Below are 15,594 nucleotides of genomic sequence, written 5' to 3'. Positions count from 1 at the left end.
GGCGAATCTGAATGATGGTGAGCTTTGGACGCTGGGTGACAGAGCCGCACGACCGGGCTAAAGTTCGGCGATGAGCCAAACACCTCCCTCTTCCGACAAGCCACTGCCAGAGCTGTCCGACGCGATTCGGATGTTCGAAGCCGCACGTGGTCAAATTGAATTTGCCCGTCAGTACACACTGGAACTGCTTGAAGCGACTCCGATGGATCGCTGGTTCGAGATTCCACCGGGTGGCGTATCCCATGTGGCTTGGCAAGTCGGACACTTGGCCGTCAGCCAATACGGTTTGCTGATGTTCCGGATGCGGGGCCGTCGTCCCGAGGATTTGGATTTGATCAAAGGTCGGTTTCGCAAGACCTATGGCCGCGGCGGCAAGCCGCCCGAATCCAGCGAAGGTCAACCAACCGCGGAAGAGTTGCTCGACAAACTCAATCGCATCCATGCTCTCGCGTCAGCGGAACTGGACGAACTGGATCCTGCTGAGTTGTTGGTCGAGATCGACATGCCGTACGCGGTGTACCCCTGCAAGTTGGGCGCGGTTTTGTTTTGCCCGATTCACGAAGGTTTGCATGCGGGCCAAATTGGAATGCTGCGACGCGGGCTCGGCCTGGAATCCGTTCGCTAGGAACTGAAAGAAACTGAATCCATGGAAGTCCTCGAAGAATCGATCTACGACCATCCCAAGTACTACGACTTGGTCTTTGGAGCTGACATCGCCGCGGAGACGCAGTTCATCTTGGACTGCGCCGACAATTTTCTAACCCGCAAACCGAAGTTGTTCTTCGAGCCTGCGTGTGGGACAGGACGATTGATGGCTTCGCTGAACCGCAAAGGACATGCGACCTGTGGATTGGACCTGAACGAAAAAGCCGTCAAGTTCTGCAATCAGCGTTTGAAACGAGGTGGATTCAAACCAACCGCGATCGTCGCGGACATGTGCGACTTCTCACCCGCTGATTTTCGATCCGCACTCGGCAAAGCCAAAACGTCCAAAGCGGAAGGGCCAGCCTGCGTCGCGTTCAACACGATCAACAGTTTTCGGCACGTGAACTCCGAAGCCGCCGCTCGCGGGCATCTACGCAGTATGGCATCGATGGTTCGTCGCGGCGGGATCTACTTACTCGGTGTGCACCTGACACCCACAAAGGTTCCACCCAGCGAAACGGAATCATGGTCGGCGCGTCGCGGCAACTTGGCGATCAACACACACATGTGGACGATCAACCGCGACAAGAAGAAACGAATGGAGCGTTTCGGAATTCGCTTTGACGTGCACACCCCGAGTCGAAGTTTCCGCATCAACGATGAACTTCACTTGCGAAGTTACACACCGGCACAGATGAATCGGTTGATCGCGGCGGACGACCAATGGGAATGCTTGGCAACGTACGACTTTGCGTATGACATGGATGATCGCATCACCGTCGATGCGTCAACCGAAGACGTTGTTTACGTGCTGCAGAACAAGGGTTGAGCACAGACAGACGCCCCCGAAGAGGACGCCAACCAAGTGTCCCTCAACCGAACGGTGTTGAAATGTATCGGTCCAGATTTTTTTTCTGGATTGTGAGCGGGTTCACACCTCGCTTGCCCGACCGGATCGACCGACAAAAAACGCCCCGATGACAGCCAGCAAACCAGCTCCGGAAAACAGCCCGGCGTTCGTCAGCCAAGCCTGTTTGTCGAGCTCCATGACGCGGTACTGATACATCGCCGGAAGGTCGACTCCGTTGCGATTGATTTCTTCCCATTCCCGAATCATTTGAGCTGAGCTGACCTCTTTGTAGGCCTGACGGAACTCATCGATGTGCCCTTCGGTGGTCAGTGGAACGCTGATAGTGGCCCAATTCACGACACAAAACGCGGCCGCGAGAAACAGGCCGGCTGCCAGCAAACCGAGTGCCGTGAACAGCACTGTCGGCCGGTTGGCTCGACCCTCGGCCGCCTTGGCTTTGGACTTCTCCGTCGCCGCGTCGCCCTCTGCGGTGGGGAGCTGACGCAGTTCACCCAGTTTTGGAACGGGGATGTTCTGGCCGCAATGAGGGCATGGGATCTGGTCACCGGCGCGGGCGGGACTAACCTCGGCGGACTCTTCGCAGTGCGGACAGGGAAGCAAATACATGGCTGAAATCACGGGTCAAAAGAACAACGCCCGGGTGGACCGAGACATTCTGGGAACTAGAATCACGGTGTGCTGAGGGTAACACACGACCAATCGCTCCCGTCAGGACGTCACTCTCGTCGAACGGCCATTTGGCGGCAAGCTGATTCAGAGTTTCATCTGAAATTCTTCAACTTGCTTGGCCAATCGATCACGAGAATCACGTTTGCCTGACCGGACATCCTCTGGATGAGTCGCGATACAACCACAACGAGCTATCGTTCGTCTTCGCTTCCGAATGGGATTCGGTTCGCGCAACAAACGGTCCACCGTCCCTTTTCAGCCTCCAGGATGGAATATCGGGTCAATCGGAAAATTTTTCCAATTGGCAGTTGATTCGGAGGTTCGCAGGTTAACGGGTGGTAGAGTCACTGTGTGTCGGAATTTTCTTCAATGGACGTCGTCGGTCGGTCAATCGATCTGCACCCGCGTCCCTCGCACTGGCAACATTCCCAACACATGGACCGTTTCGAATTCGTTATTGATTGATTGTTCTTCTCGAAACCCAAGTGCTTCTCGAACTTCTCCTGACCGACTTCGCCAGTGACCCAATGCCCGGCGGCAGATTACGTCTCGACCTCACATTCGGCGTAACTACACTCCGACGACGAGCTGCTCATACGAGTGCCGCCGCCCAACGACACGGATGTTCCAAAACCAATTGAATTGCCCCGAACGCTGAATCGCCACAGCGTTCTTTGTGACGACCCACCAAACCAATCGCGGTCGTCGAACATAGAAAAGACAGCCACCTAAAGGAGTATCTACTTTGTTTGATCCGATGATGGATGATTTCGACGACGTTTCAGCACAAAGCACTGACGTGGTCACAGGAGGATTCCGCAAGTTACCAGTCGACGACAGCGAAGACGACAACGCGGTCAGCGTTGCCGATGCGCCCGAAGGCGAAGTCCAATTGGACAGCCCGGACGAACTGATTGCGCTCGATGAGTCGGAAACTTGGTCGGACGACCCTGTTCGAATGTACCTGACGCAAATGGGCGAGATCCCTTTGCTGACACGTCGTCAAGAAATCGAGTTGGCCAAACGTATCGAAGAAACTCGCCGCCGCTTCCGCACGAAGCTGCTCGAGAACCACTACGTATTGGTCGAAGCCTACAAGACGTTGAAGAAGGTTTACCGCGGCCAACTGCCGTTCGACCGAACCGTTCAGGTCAGCGTGACCGATCGTTTGGAAAAAGAACAGATCATTGGTCGTTTGCCACACAACCTGAAAACCCTGCAAACGTTGCTCAACCGCAACCGTCACGACTGGAAAGTCGCGATGAGCAAGAGTGCACCCGCCCGCCGTCGCGCGGAAGCTTGGCGTGCATTGGCTCGTCGCCGTCGTCGTGCGGTTCGTTTGGTCGAAGAACTCGGTCTGCGTACACAGCGCATCGAAACCCGAATCGGCTTGCTGGAGAAATTCTCTCGCCGACTCGACGAAATCGATGAGTTGGTGCGTCAGCAAAAACGTACCAAGCACGGCCGCGAAGTCCGTGAGCAATTGCTGCACGAGCGTCGTCAGATCCTGACCGCTTGCCAGGAAACGCCCACCTCGCTTCGCAATCGCGTGAAGATGTTGGGATCGGTTTACAGCGATTACCAACAAGCCAAACGTGAACTGAGCGAAGGCAACCTGCGCCTGGTCGTCTCGATCGCGAAAAAGTATCGCAACCGGGGACTGTCGTTCTTGGACCTGATCCAAGAAGGCAACGCCGGTTTGATGCGAGCGGTCGACAAGTTCGAATACCGTCGTGGTTTTAAGTTCTGCACCTACGCCACTTGGTGGATTCGCCAAGCGATCACCCGTGCCGTCGCGGATCAAAGCCGCACGATTCGGATTCCCGTTCACATGGTTGAAACCATGAGCCGTGTTCGCAACGTGGCTCGCCAGTTGTTGCAAGAACTTGGTCGCGAACCATCGATCGAAGAAACTGCTCGTCGTGCGGACGTCACCATCGAAGAAGCACGTCGTGTTTTGACAATGAGCCGTTTCCCAATCTCGTTGGATCGTCCCGTTGGCAACAGCGAAGACAGTCAATTCGGCGACCTGCTGCCCGATGGCACCGCAGAGAGCCCGCAGATTGGTGCGACCCAAGAAATGCTTCGTCAACGAATCACCGGCGTGCTGAAAAGCCTGTCCTATCGTGAACGCGAAATCATTAAACTGCGTTACGGTCTAGGCGATGGTTACAGCTACACGCTGGAAGAAGTCGGGCACATCTTCAAGGTGACCCGTGAACGAATTCGCCAAATCGAAGCCAAAGCGGTCCGCAAGCTGCAACAGCCCAGCCGCAGCCAAGATTTGGTTGGTTTCCTGGACTGATGCCAACCTTGGCCGAGATCTTGCAGCAAAGCTGGCAAGTTCATCAATCGGGTAACGTGGACGCCGCGATGCAAATGTATCGCGGCGTTTTGCGTCAGGTACCCAACTCCGCGGATGCCTGGGTCTACCTGGGCATCGCTCAGTTCGACAAACGAGATTTCACCGGAGCGGTGGACTCGTACCAAAAAGCGATCGATCTGCGTTCCAACTTCCCGATCGCGTGGAACAACCTTGGCAACGCATTCCGAATGATCGGCCAAGTCGATCAAGCCGAGGCAAGCTTTGCCAAAGCCATGGAGCTTCAGCCAGGCTATCTTTCCGCGATCAAAAATCGCGGCACGCTTTGGATCTGGAATGGTGAGATCGAACGTGGCCTGAAATGGTATGAAGAAGGCCTCGCGATCCAGCCCGACAACGCCGAACTGCACCGCAACCTCGGTGTGATCTCGCTATTGCTGGGTGACTACGACCGGGGTTGGAACGAATACCGCTGGCGTTGGCGAATGCCCGGTGTCGGTCGTCCCGCAATCACGGATCACTTGCGTTCCGCGGGTGGGCATGTGCCAGTTTGGTCCGGCCAACCACTCGCTGGCAAAACCGTTTTGATCTATCCCGAACAGGGACTTGGTGATTCGATTCACTTCCTGCGTGTCGCCGCGGCACTCGCGCAGGATGGTGCTCACGTGATGGTCGTCTGCCCACCAAAGATGGTCCCACTGTTTTCCTCCGCCGTCGGACCATCAGGTTTGGGCATCGAACGTTTGATCCCAGACATCGACGCTCAATCCGGGCTGATGAGTTTGCCCGCGGGTGTCGAGATCGATTACCAGGGATCTTTCCTCGAGGTGCTCGACGGTTTGTATCAGCGCGATGGCAAACTTTACGACGGGTCCGATTTGTTTCAGCGGAATGAATCGGATCACTGGGCGGGGTACTTGAGCGTTCCGGAATCAACCGTCCACTACTGGGCAAATTTCCTGCAACCGCTGAAGCAACCCGGAAAGAAGCTGATCGGGCTCAACTGGCAGGGCAATCCGGAACACCATGCCGATGTGTATCGCAGCGTTCCGCTGGAAACGTTTCGCCCGCTGATTGAAATGCCAAACGTAGAATCGATCAGCCTGCAATTCGGGCATGGATCCGAACAACTCGAGCAAAGCGATTTGGGAAGCTCGATCCACCGGTTGCCCGACGACATCGACCAATCGGGTGGACAATTTGTGGATACTGCGGCAGTGCTGTGCAACTTGGATGCGTTGGTCACCACCGATACAGCCATTGCCCACTTGGCGGGATCCCTTGGTGTACGCACGATACTGCTGCTGGGCAAAGTTCCCGATTGGCGTTGGCTCCGATCGGGGGAGACGACCGTTTGGTACCCCAGCGTTGAAATCGTTCGCCAAACCGAGCTCGGGGATTGGAAACCGTGCCTTGAAACGGTCCTTTCCAAACTCGCATGACTTCTGTTCCACTTCTCAGCATGAATCTTCCACGTCACGTCGCGATCATCATGGACGGCAATGGCCGTTGGGCCCAAGCACGCGATTTACCTCGCATCGAAGGCCACCGACGCGGCGTCACGACGGTGCGAACGGTCACGGAAATGGCCAGCGAACTCAAACTCGACGCTCTGACGTTGTATTGCTTGTCGAGCGAAAATTGGAAACGGCCGCAGGCAGAGCTCGACTTTTTGATGCACCTGCTTCAGCAGTATCTCGTCGAGGAACGGCGAACCATTCGCGATCAGAACATGCGATTGCGTTTCATCGGAAGACGCGACCGGCTGAGCGATGAAGTCCTGAAGGAAATTGCGAAAACGCAGGCGGTGAGCGAAAACAACACCGGAACGGAATTGGTCCTGGCGGTCGACTATGGCGGACGCGACGAACTGACTCGAATGACTCGGCAACTCGCTCAGCAAGTCCGGGACGGTGAGCGGTCAATCGACGAGATCACTGAGTCGCTGGTGGATGAATCGCTCGACACGGCGGGACTGCCCGACGTCGATTTGATGATTCGCACCGGGGGAGACATCCGAATCAGCAACTACCTGCTGTGGCAGATTAGCTATGCCGAGCTGTACTTCACCCCGAAATGCTGGCCAGAATTCGAGCGAGACGACTTCCAGGCTGCTTTGGATGAGTTTGCCGGCAGACAACGTCGCTTTGGCGGGTTAAACGTGGGCGCCTGACACACTTCCCGACCCAATCTTCCATGACGTGGGTATGATAGAGAAGGTGTTTTCTCCATTCCGTTTTCTTTCATTGCCTCATGCCTCGCAGTCGTCTCGGTCCGCTCGCCATTGAATCCCCGCTGGGTCCCGATCCGTCGGCGAGGGACGCGCGTGTTTGGCGTGCTGTGCACATCAAAATGCGAAAAGCGGTGGCCGTTCGCGTCTTCCAAATGCCATTTGGCGGAACGCAAGAATCGCGACAGGCTTTCGCGGAAGAATGGGATCGCCTCAAACGGCTTGATCATCCAGCGATCGTCAAATGCTACGGCGGCGGCTTTGAAGAGTCAGAAGCCTACCTGGCTCATGAGTTGGTCGAAGGATCCACTTTGGCCGAAGAGATCCAGCGTCGAGGTCGATTGCCTTGGGAATCGGTTCTAGAACTCGCGGAACCGCTGATCGATGCGTTGATGTATCTGCACGACCGCGACATCGTTCACGGAAGAATCACCCCTGATAAAGTCATCATCGCTGGGCTGAGTCCGGTCTTGATCGATGTTCGCGACGTTGACGGAACGCCTCCCTTTCGAAGCGGTCCGTACCACGTTTCGCGTCCACCATCGATCGGCCAAATGATGCGGTCGGCTCCGGAGGCCCCCACGCCAAACGATCCGGTGACCGCCCGCACCGACCTCTATCTGTTCGGTGCGTTGCTATACGAAGCACTCACAGGTGCCCCGCCGATCACCGGTTCCACCGTTCAAGAAGTCACCAGTAACCTGAAGTATCAGTCGCCAACTTCCGTGGCTTCCACCGTGATGGAATGCCCCGTGTGGATGGATCGATTGGTGATGCAGTTGCTCAACAAAGATCCCGGACAACGCCCGGTGTCGGCTGCCGCGGTCAAGCTCCAGCTAGCCGAAGTCCGCAAACGTTCCATGTCTCGCAGTGGTGTCGCCGAGCATGCCTCGAGTGGTTTCAGTCCGTTGTCAGTGACGGACGATGCGGATCGGAAAGAAGCCCGCAAGCTGCTGGGTCGAAAGGAAATCGAAGCGGAGGTTGATTCGATTCCGGATGCCACACCGTGGCACGATCAAGCATTGGTGCTGCTACCCATCCTGGCTTTGTTGATCGGCATACTGGTATGGGTCGCTTGGCCAATGAACGAATCAAAGATGCGAAACGAAGCGGAGGAGCTGCTAGCACAAGACACACGCTCGTCGATGTCGCAAGCTCGCATCAGTTACCTGGAACCAATGTTGGCTCAATTCCCGGATGGAGAACACTCCGAATGGGCGGCCGAACAAATTGACCGCGTGCGAATGGTCGAGGCTGAGCATGCTTTGACGGTCAAGATGAATCGCAACTTGCCTCTCCAGAACGAAGCCGAACGCCTGGTTGCCGAGGCCATGCGGTATGAAACGTTCGGAGACAATGCCACCGCAGTCGACAAATACCAATCGATGATCACGGTGCTCGGAGACGAAGAACAATACAAACCATTGGTCAATCTCGCCCGCAACCGCATTGCGCAGATCTCACAGGCGGACACCAACCAAACCGAAGCCGCCCGGATCATCACGGACCGGCTGAAAGAAGCCGACCGTATGTTCGTCGAAGGGCGAACCATCGCGGCGCGGAAGATCTGGTACAGCATCGAAGAACTGTATGGGTCCAATGCGGCTGTCGAACCGCTCGTTGCCACCGCACAAAGTCGATTAGCGGAAACATCTGCCGGTGCCGCCGTCGACAAACTTCCTTAGCGAGATCGTCTGGATGACTTCCGCCGAAGCGAACCTGGAACTCCCCCCGCCGAACGAAGGCGTTGACTCGTCAGCGGAACAAACGCATGGCGTCTCCGATCGTGTTCACCGTTCGATCGTCATTCAGCCAGGAACGGTTGCACCGGCGTACTTGAAAGGCACCAATGACGACGATGCGGCCCAGTGGTCGAATCGTCCCGTGGCAACATTGACAGTCTTGTTTTTTGTGACTGGTGCCTTCGGGATACCGCTGTTGTGGCGAAACCCAAACTTCTCTGCTTGGCAACGAGTCCTCTGGTCAATTGTGGTGCTGATCTACACGATCGCACTCTTCGTCGGAGTCGGCATGCTGGTGCTACACACACTCGCTCCCACGCAGGGCAACTGACCAATGTGGCAAGCGTGGTACGAATATCGCATCGACTACGCTTTGTTCACCATCGTGTTCTTAGTCGGGCACTCCTCCATCCTTTCGCGCGTCCGACGGGCAATGCCGCCGCCTTCCACGACGCACCCGGAAACATCCACCTCTCCCGAAGCGATTGGATCCGGCTTGCGAACGAGGTTGTCATTCTGCATTCTCGTCTTGTTGCTGATCGGTGGTTTCATAGCGGTCGAAACCGCCGACCGTGTCCAGCGATCGCGAATGCGACAACAAGTTTTCGGAATCGCACCAACCTATGCGGCCGAGTTGCAACAGCTTGGGCATGCGAACATCGACGAGCAAACATCGCCGGATGATCCGCAATACCTTCGCATGATTGAGGCTCAGAAACGTTGGTTGTCGGTCAATCCACAAGTCACCGACATCTACACCATGCGGCGGGTCACAGAGTTAGATTTGTCCACCCGTCCGTTGCCCGATCGCGAAAACAACAACGGACATCTCTACAAAATCATCGTCGACTCAGAGACCGACTATAGCGGCGATGGAAGGATTGAAGGCGTTCGAGAAAGTCGCACTGAGATCGGCGAGATTTTTTCTGACAGCAGCGTCGAGCAAATCGAACAAGCTTTCCGCGGAGTGACAACTTTCGCCAATCAACCCAGTCGAGACCGATGGGGGAAATGGGTTTCCGCTTACGCGCCTCTATTTGATGCCGATGGGAAGGTTGAGGCGTTGGTCGGAGTCGATTTCCCCGCCGAAAACTACATCCATTCGATCATCCTGACCCGGCTCGGTGCGATGGGAATCATTGCCGCACTCATCACTCTGTTTTTGGGTGCAGTCACCAGCATTGGAATGCTGAAGGCTGGAATCGTTGCCCAACAGCGCAGCCACGCTCTGTTGCAAGACCAGCGTGATTTGGCAACCCAGGCCGCCGCGCAAGCTCGGCAAGCAGCCATTATCAAGAATCAATTCCTGGCCAACATGAGCCACGAAATCCGAACGCCCATGCACGGCATTTTGGGAACCGCCGAACTGATGACCCGCAGTTCGCTCGATGAGCAACAACGGCACTACATGTATATGATTCAGACATCGGCAAAAGGTCTGCTCACCGTACTGAACGACATCCTCGATTTCTCGAAGGTCGATTCAGGACAGATGACGTTGGAATCGGTTCCGTTTGAGTTGAAGGATCTTCTCAGCCAAACGATGCACGCCGTCGTGAATCTCAAGAACGAAGAGGTTGATCTGCAATTCCAACCGCCCGTCGGAGTCCCCGAAATCATTGTCGGTGACCCCACACGACTCCGTCAGGTCCTGATCAATCTGGTCGGAAACGCTCTGAAGTTCACCGAACAGGGTCGAGTCACTGTAACCGTCGAGAACGAAACGCGAGACGCGACGACGTTGGACACATCGGATTCAAAAGGATCTCGCATCGCATTCACGATCACCGACACCGGTATCGGCATGACGCAGCAACAGCAGGCCAAGATCTTTGAGGCATTCACTCAAGGCGACTCATCCACGACGCGACGGTTCGGCGGAACCGGATTGGGTTTATCAATCAGTTCGCAATTGGTGGAGTTGATGGGTGGACGTCTGCAGGTCAGCAGTGTTCCAAACGAAGGCAGCAGCTTTCGCTTCGACATCCCGTTGCGGACAACCAATGGGGTGGAGCCTCACGAGATTGCGAAGACACAGCCGCTCGAGACGTCCACCAAGTCATTTGGTCAGTGCGACCAACCGCGTGAACTATTGCTAGTTGAAGACGGTGCCATCAACCGCACCGTCGCGGAAACCATGCTGCGTTCGAGAGGTCATCGTGTGACATCCGTTTCCAATGCGAAAGACGCAATCGAACAACTCCGATTGCATTCATTCGACCTGGTTCTGATGGACGTGCAAATGCCTGAAATTGACGGTTTGACGGCGACTCAGATCATTCGAAACGACTTGCCTGCTCCGGCCAGCGAGGTTCCCATTGTCGCATTGACCGCCCATGCAATGCGTGAAGACCGACAACGATGCTTGGACGCGGGGATGAATGATTGCCTTACAAAGCCCTATCCGCCGGAGGTTTTGTTTGAAACAATCGAATCGTTCGCCACTCATACCGATAACCAAGATGACTTGGTTTCTTCGCCTCAATCAATCGAAAAGTCACCTTCAACCAATGTTGACGAACCGTCGGCCGAACCATTGAACCGCGAGGTGATCCTTCACAATGTTGGCGGTGATTTGCAGGTGCTCGCCATGTTGGTCCAAACCATCACGGATGAATTGCCACCACAAATGCAAAGGCTTCAACAAGCCATCGAAGTGGGCGATTCAACTCAAATTGCACGAGCCGCACACACGTTAAAAGGAACCGCTTCGGCAATCGGTGCGACGCGGGCTCAAGAAATCGCTGACAGGTTGGAAACCTTTTCTTCTGGGGAAACGTCTCAAGAGAAGTCCTCGCATTTTTTCAACAATCAGATGAAAGCACTCGCTAGTGCCTTCGATTTGGCCCAAACTGAACTGAAGAAGTTTCTGCGTTCTTCATCCGGAAGAGAAAACCCCGGAAACGAAACACTATGAAATTGCTGATCGCTGACGACAATCCAGTTTGGCGAAACCTGATTTCGGCGGCTGTCGAAAACTGGGGCTACCGGATCGAGCTGGCTTCGGATGGGAACGAGGCTTATGAGCTTCTTCAGTCCGACGACCCGCCTCGGTTGGCGTTGCTCGATTGGTTGATGCCGGGGATGGAGGGAGTCGAAATCTGCCGCCGGATCAAACAGGATCCCGAAAACCCATTCACCTATATCATTCTGCTCACCAGTCGCGATCGCGACGAAGACATGATTCAGGGTTTGGACGCGGGCGCCGACGACTATTTAACAAAACCAATTGTCGCGCCGCTTTTAAAGAGCCGCCTGACCGCCGCGAGGCGGATTGTCGAAGCCGTTCCACCGATGAAGTGGACGAAACCTCAAATCGAAGGCTTCGACATTGATCATCTGATCGGACGAGGAGCCTTTGCGACCGTGTGGAAAGGCATGCATCGTGCCTCGGGCAAACCGGCAGCGATCAAGATCATTCGCGCGGACCTGGCAACCGATTTGGTCTTCGAACGGTTCGCTCGCGAAATTCAGGTGATGCGAAAAATGGATCATCCGGGAATCGCAACCATCTATGCGAGCCATCTAGAACGCGACCTTGCTTACTACGCGATGGAATTGATCGATGGCGAGTCTTTGGCGAATTACATCGCTCGGGAATCTCCCCGTGCGACTCGCATCATCGAGATGATGGCGATGGTTTGCGATGCATTGCAACACGCGCACGATCATGGTGTGATCCATCGAGACGTCAAACCATCCAACATCATGGTGGGTCCCGACGAACAACCCAAGTTGGTTGATTTTGGATTGAGCAAATCCATGTTCCGAACCAAATCACCAGTGTCGGCAAACAGCACCCACGATGGCGCTGTCCTGGGTACACCACTTTACATGTCACCGGAACAAGCCCGCGGTGACGCAAATAGCGTCGATCATCGATCGGACCTTTACGCAGTCGCAACGATGCTTTATCTGTTTCTGCTTCGAGAGCACCCGCACGGTGCACTGTCGCTGAGCCGCGAAGAAACGATCGATGCGATTGCGAACACCGATCCGCGACCGGCGACCGAAATCAATCCCAAGTTCAACCCGAAACTCGAATCCATCCTGTCTCGATGTCTGTCCGACGATCCCGAGGAACGCCCCCAGTCCGCGGGCCAATTGGCTCAAGAGCTTCGAGATTTCCTCAACGATCGTGCTGCGTTGCGAACGCAAACTCTTTGATCTGCCATGCCTCGACTTGATGCCCGCCTCAAACTGGTTGCGGCAGAAATCCGAGGAAAGATCCACGCCGACATTGGATCGGATCATGGGCATCTGCTCGCCGCTCTGCTGTCAGCCGACCGAATCGAGCGAGGCATCGCGGTGGAGAACAAACTGCAACCGTATCGGAATTCCTCCGCCACGTTGGAACGACTCAACGCGGAAGTTCGACTCGGCGAGGGGATGGACGTCATCGAGGAAAATGAGATTGATTCACTGAGCATTTGTGGCATGGGCGGTCAATCGATTGTTCGCATTCTCAGTGAGCATCCGAACCGACTGCCCAAACAGCTCGTTTTACAACCCAACCAAGCGATCGCCTCGGTCCGGCAATGGGCAAGAGACAACGGCTATTGGCTAACGGACGAAAAGTGCACCGGCACCAAACGGCGCTTCGAAGTGTTGGTTTTTTCGCGGTTTGGACCACCACACGATCCGGTCTATCAGAAGCTAAATGAGGTCGGCTTGGATGAGTCCATGGGATTGATGTTTGGGCCGTGGTTTCTGTTGCGAAAGGACGAACGGTTGTTGCAGCGATTGGCGGAGGAACAACGCTATCTGCAATCAAAACAAAATCTCACCCAAACGAGTCGTGCGAGGGTGGAAACCATCCGCCGACTTCTATCTTCGGATCACTTCCTGAGTCGATAGCCGATCTCGGCAAGTTTCTGCCGCACTCGTTCCACGTGGTCGCCCTGCAGTTCGATGAAGTCGTCCGCCTTCTTCACCGTCCCACCCGCACCGCATGCAGATTGCAGCTTTCCGAGCAATTCGGGTAAATCATTCGCCCGGGACGTCAAACCTTCGACCAGCGTGACGGTTCGGCCACCTTTACGTCGATCCAATCGAACACGTGCGGTCTGTTTTTCCGGCGGCAATCGGTCGGCTTCCCGTTGCTGTTGAGCCTCAGCTTCAGCCTTTTGCTGGGGCGTGCATTTGCACTCGGATTCCTTCTGACCGCACAAATCGCAGGTCGGAGGAATATCAAACGGTGTTCCTGCGAAGAGACGCGTCATGACGTCGAAGGGGGCAAAAGGATCGAATCAATGACTCACGAAAGATCGCTTTCGAGCAGCCATCGGGTGTCGTGAGAACGGTTGGTGATGATCCATCCCAACGACGTTCAATTCAATCCCTTCACGAGCGAATTCGCCTTCGAGTTCGTGCAATTTTTCCATCACACTGTGATCGATCAAGTGAACGTCACTGAAATCGACGGTGCAGTTCTTGCCTTGTTTGAGACTCTTTTCGACAACCTGACGCCGAAAACCGATCCAGTTGCTGAACACAGCCGAATCGCCTGCGTGAACATTGACTTCCGTTTCGGACGTTTCATCGAATTGCAACGTCGGCACAAACAACGATCGCAAAGGAACTCCATTGATCATGTGAATGGCAAACTTGGTCGCAATACCGATCGCAATTCCGATCAACAGATCCGTGGCGAGGACGGCAACCAATGTCGTCGCGAAAATGATCAATTGTTCGCGGCCAACGCGGTACACACTTCGGAATTCACTGGGCGATGCCAAACGAAAGCCGGTGAAGACCAACATCGCGGCCAACGCCGCTCGCGGAATGTTGTGGATCAAACCAGGCAACAAAGCGACGAATCCCAATAAGAAGACTCCGTGCCACATATTCGCGAATCGAGTCTTGGCTTGATTGTCAATGTTGGCTTTGCTCCGCACGATCTCTGAGATCATGGGAAGGCCGCCGATCAACGACGCCGCCATGTTTCCAACACCAACCGCCCAAAGGTCTCGGTCCAGATTCGTTTTTCGTTTGTGGGGATCCAACATGTCGACCGCTTTAGCGCTGAGCAACGATTCCAGTGAACCAATCAACGCAAACATCAGCACCCAGCCCAGAGCAGCGGGAAGTGTTTCGCTGTTGAGGAAAACACCAAAATCAGGAAACGTGATCGCACCAAACAGGTTGAAAGGCACAGTCACTAAGTCGCTTTCGCCGACCGTGAATTCTTTTCCCATCAGAGTGTAGGTGTGGTCGCTGCTCAGATTCATCGCCATTCCCATCGGGATTGCAACCAACAGAACCACCAACGGACCAGGGATCTTGTTGATGAAGCCGTCGCTGGTACGACTTTTCAGAAATGCCAACCCGAACAGGATCAGCAGTGACACACCGCCAATCAATGCGATCTCGGGATTCGCATTCATCAAGAGGTGCGGTAGCTCTTGCAAGATTTCAAGCGGTTCGCCGCTGGCGGACTGGCCGACAACGATGGGCAGTTGTTTGACCATGATGATGACGCCAATCGCCGCCAGCATTCCGTGGACGGCTGCCGTCGGGAAGAAGTCACCAAGAATGCCAGCTCGTAGCAAGCCGAATGCGATCTGAACCAAACCGGCCACAACACCGACGGCGAGCGCCATTTTGTACGCCTGCATGTCTGCGACGGGATCCACTCCGGCGGTATAGCCAAAGCTATTCACGGCACCCAGTACGATCACGATCATCCCAGCCGCGGGACCTTTGATGGTGAGCTCGCTGTTGCTCAAAAAGGTCGTCAGAATGGAACCAACGATCGCGGTGAATACACCGGCAATCGCGGGGAACCCGGAGGCGAGTGAGATCCCCAAGCACAATGGCAGGGCGATCAAAAACACCAAACCGCCGGCGATCAAATCGTCTTTCAGAAATCGCTTGAACCCGCTGATGTCACCGCGGGGTGGGGTGTCCATGCTGGCGGTCGAAGAATCCGAAGGTGCATTCATCATGAAGTCGGCATCGCGAATTGAGTGAAAACCTCTGCCATTGCAGAGGCCGACGCACTCAATTGCAGGCACCGTACCAACCCGACTTGGCATCGGGCATGACCGGGGACGGACCGCTCGTTTTGCCCGCGTTTTCCGCGGCGAAACCTATTTCATTTTTTTGGAAAACG

General features: G+C 55.1%; 13 protein-coding genes. 10 read left to right on the top strand and 3 right to left on the bottom strand.

Going from position 1 to position 15,594, the window contains the following annotated elements:
* The first annotated feature begins 70 nt into the window (after positions 1–70).
* A complete protein-coding gene (locus RB_RS21385; protein WP_007337215.1) occupies positions 71–625 on the top strand; it encodes a DinB family protein in 555 nt (184 codons plus the stop codon).
* 21 nt (positions 626–646) lie between these two features.
* The gene (locus tag RB_RS21380) at positions 647–1,474 is read left to right on the top strand and encodes a class I SAM-dependent methyltransferase (RefSeq protein ID WP_011122726.1); all 828 of its coding nucleotides are present in this window, start codon (positions 647–649) and stop codon (positions 1,472–1,474) included.
* A gap of 102 nt (positions 1,475–1,576) precedes the next feature.
* Here the strand turns inward: RB_RS21380 and RB_RS21375 are convergent, their stop codons facing one another.
* Positions 1,577–2,122, bottom strand: coding sequence for a hypothetical protein (locus RB_RS21375; RefSeq protein WP_007328297.1), 546 nt, complete (start codon positions 2,120–2,122; stop codon positions 1,577–1,579).
* Positions 2,123–2,930: 808 nt separating this feature from the next.
* Between RB_RS21375 and RB_RS21370 the strand changes: the two genes are divergently transcribed.
* The 8 genes from RB_RS21370 to RB_RS21335 all read left to right on the top strand — a co-directional run bounded on the left by RB_RS21370 (position 2,931) and on the right by RB_RS21335 (position 13,337).
* Positions 2,931–4,490: a sigma-70 family RNA polymerase sigma factor gene (locus RB_RS21370; protein WP_007328293.1), complete on the top strand. Its 1,560-nt coding sequence runs from the start codon at positions 2,931–2,933 to the stop codon at positions 4,488–4,490.
* A complete protein-coding gene (locus RB_RS21365; RefSeq protein ID WP_011122720.1) occupies positions 4,490–5,950 on the top strand; it encodes a tetratricopeptide repeat protein in 1,461 nt (486 codons plus the stop codon). The genes RB_RS21370 and RB_RS21365 overlap by 1 nt, the downstream gene beginning before the upstream one ends.
* Positions 5,947–6,681 carry a polyprenyl diphosphate synthase gene (uppS, locus tag RB_RS21360; protein WP_007328291.1) on the top strand — a complete coding sequence of 245 codons (735 nt, stop codon included), beginning with the start codon at positions 5,947–5,949 and terminating at the stop codon, positions 6,679–6,681. Before RB_RS21365 ends, uppS begins: the two co-directional genes overlap by 4 nt.
* 80 nt (positions 6,682–6,761) lie before the next feature.
* Positions 6,762–8,423: a serine/threonine-protein kinase gene (locus RB_RS21355; RefSeq protein ID WP_007328290.1), complete on the top strand. Its 1,662-nt coding sequence runs from the start codon at positions 6,762–6,764 to the stop codon at positions 8,421–8,423.
* A 13-nt stretch (positions 8,424–8,436) separates the two neighbouring features.
* Positions 8,437–8,811 (top strand): hypothetical protein, encoded by a 375-nt coding sequence (locus RB_RS21350; RefSeq protein WP_011122719.1) that lies wholly within the window; start codon positions 8,437–8,439, stop codon positions 8,809–8,811.
* Between the two features lie 3 nt (positions 8,812–8,814).
* The gene (locus RB_RS21345) at positions 8,815–11,397 is read left to right on the top strand and encodes a hybrid sensor histidine kinase/response regulator (protein WP_007334319.1); all 2,583 of its coding nucleotides are present in this window, start codon (positions 8,815–8,817) and stop codon (positions 11,395–11,397) included.
* Positions 11,394–12,647, top strand: coding sequence for a protein kinase domain-containing protein (locus tag RB_RS21340; RefSeq protein ID WP_007334318.1), 1,254 nt, complete (start codon positions 11,394–11,396; stop codon positions 12,645–12,647). The genes RB_RS21345 and RB_RS21340 overlap by 4 nt, the downstream gene beginning before the upstream one ends.
* A gap of 6 nt (positions 12,648–12,653) precedes the next feature.
* Positions 12,654–13,337, top strand: coding sequence for a class I SAM-dependent methyltransferase (locus RB_RS21335; RefSeq protein ID WP_007334317.1), 684 nt, complete (start codon positions 12,654–12,656; stop codon positions 13,335–13,337).
* On the opposite strand, the gene RB_RS21330 is transcribed toward RB_RS21335, so the two are convergent.
* Both RB_RS21330 and RB_RS21325 read right to left on the bottom strand, forming a co-directional pair.
* Complete coding sequence (locus tag RB_RS21330; protein ID WP_007326321.1) at positions 13,319–13,702, bottom strand: translation initiation factor; 384 nt, start codon at positions 13,700–13,702, stop codon at positions 13,319–13,321. The two genes, RB_RS21335 and RB_RS21330, sit on opposite strands and share 19 nt — an antisense overlap.
* 27 nt (positions 13,703–13,729) lie before the next feature.
* Complete coding sequence (locus RB_RS21325; protein ID WP_164922321.1) at positions 13,730–15,427, bottom strand: SulP family inorganic anion transporter; 1,698 nt, start codon at positions 15,425–15,427, stop codon at positions 13,730–13,732.
* Positions 15,428–15,594: the final 167 nt, after the last annotated feature.

Source organism: Rhodopirellula baltica SH 1 (genome assembly GCF_000196115.1).
GTDB classification, from domain to species: domain Bacteria; phylum Planctomycetota; class Planctomycetia; order Pirellulales; family Pirellulaceae; genus Rhodopirellula; species Rhodopirellula baltica.
Note: the sequence above shows the minus strand (reverse complement) of the source record. Positions and strands in the feature narration are given on the sequence as shown.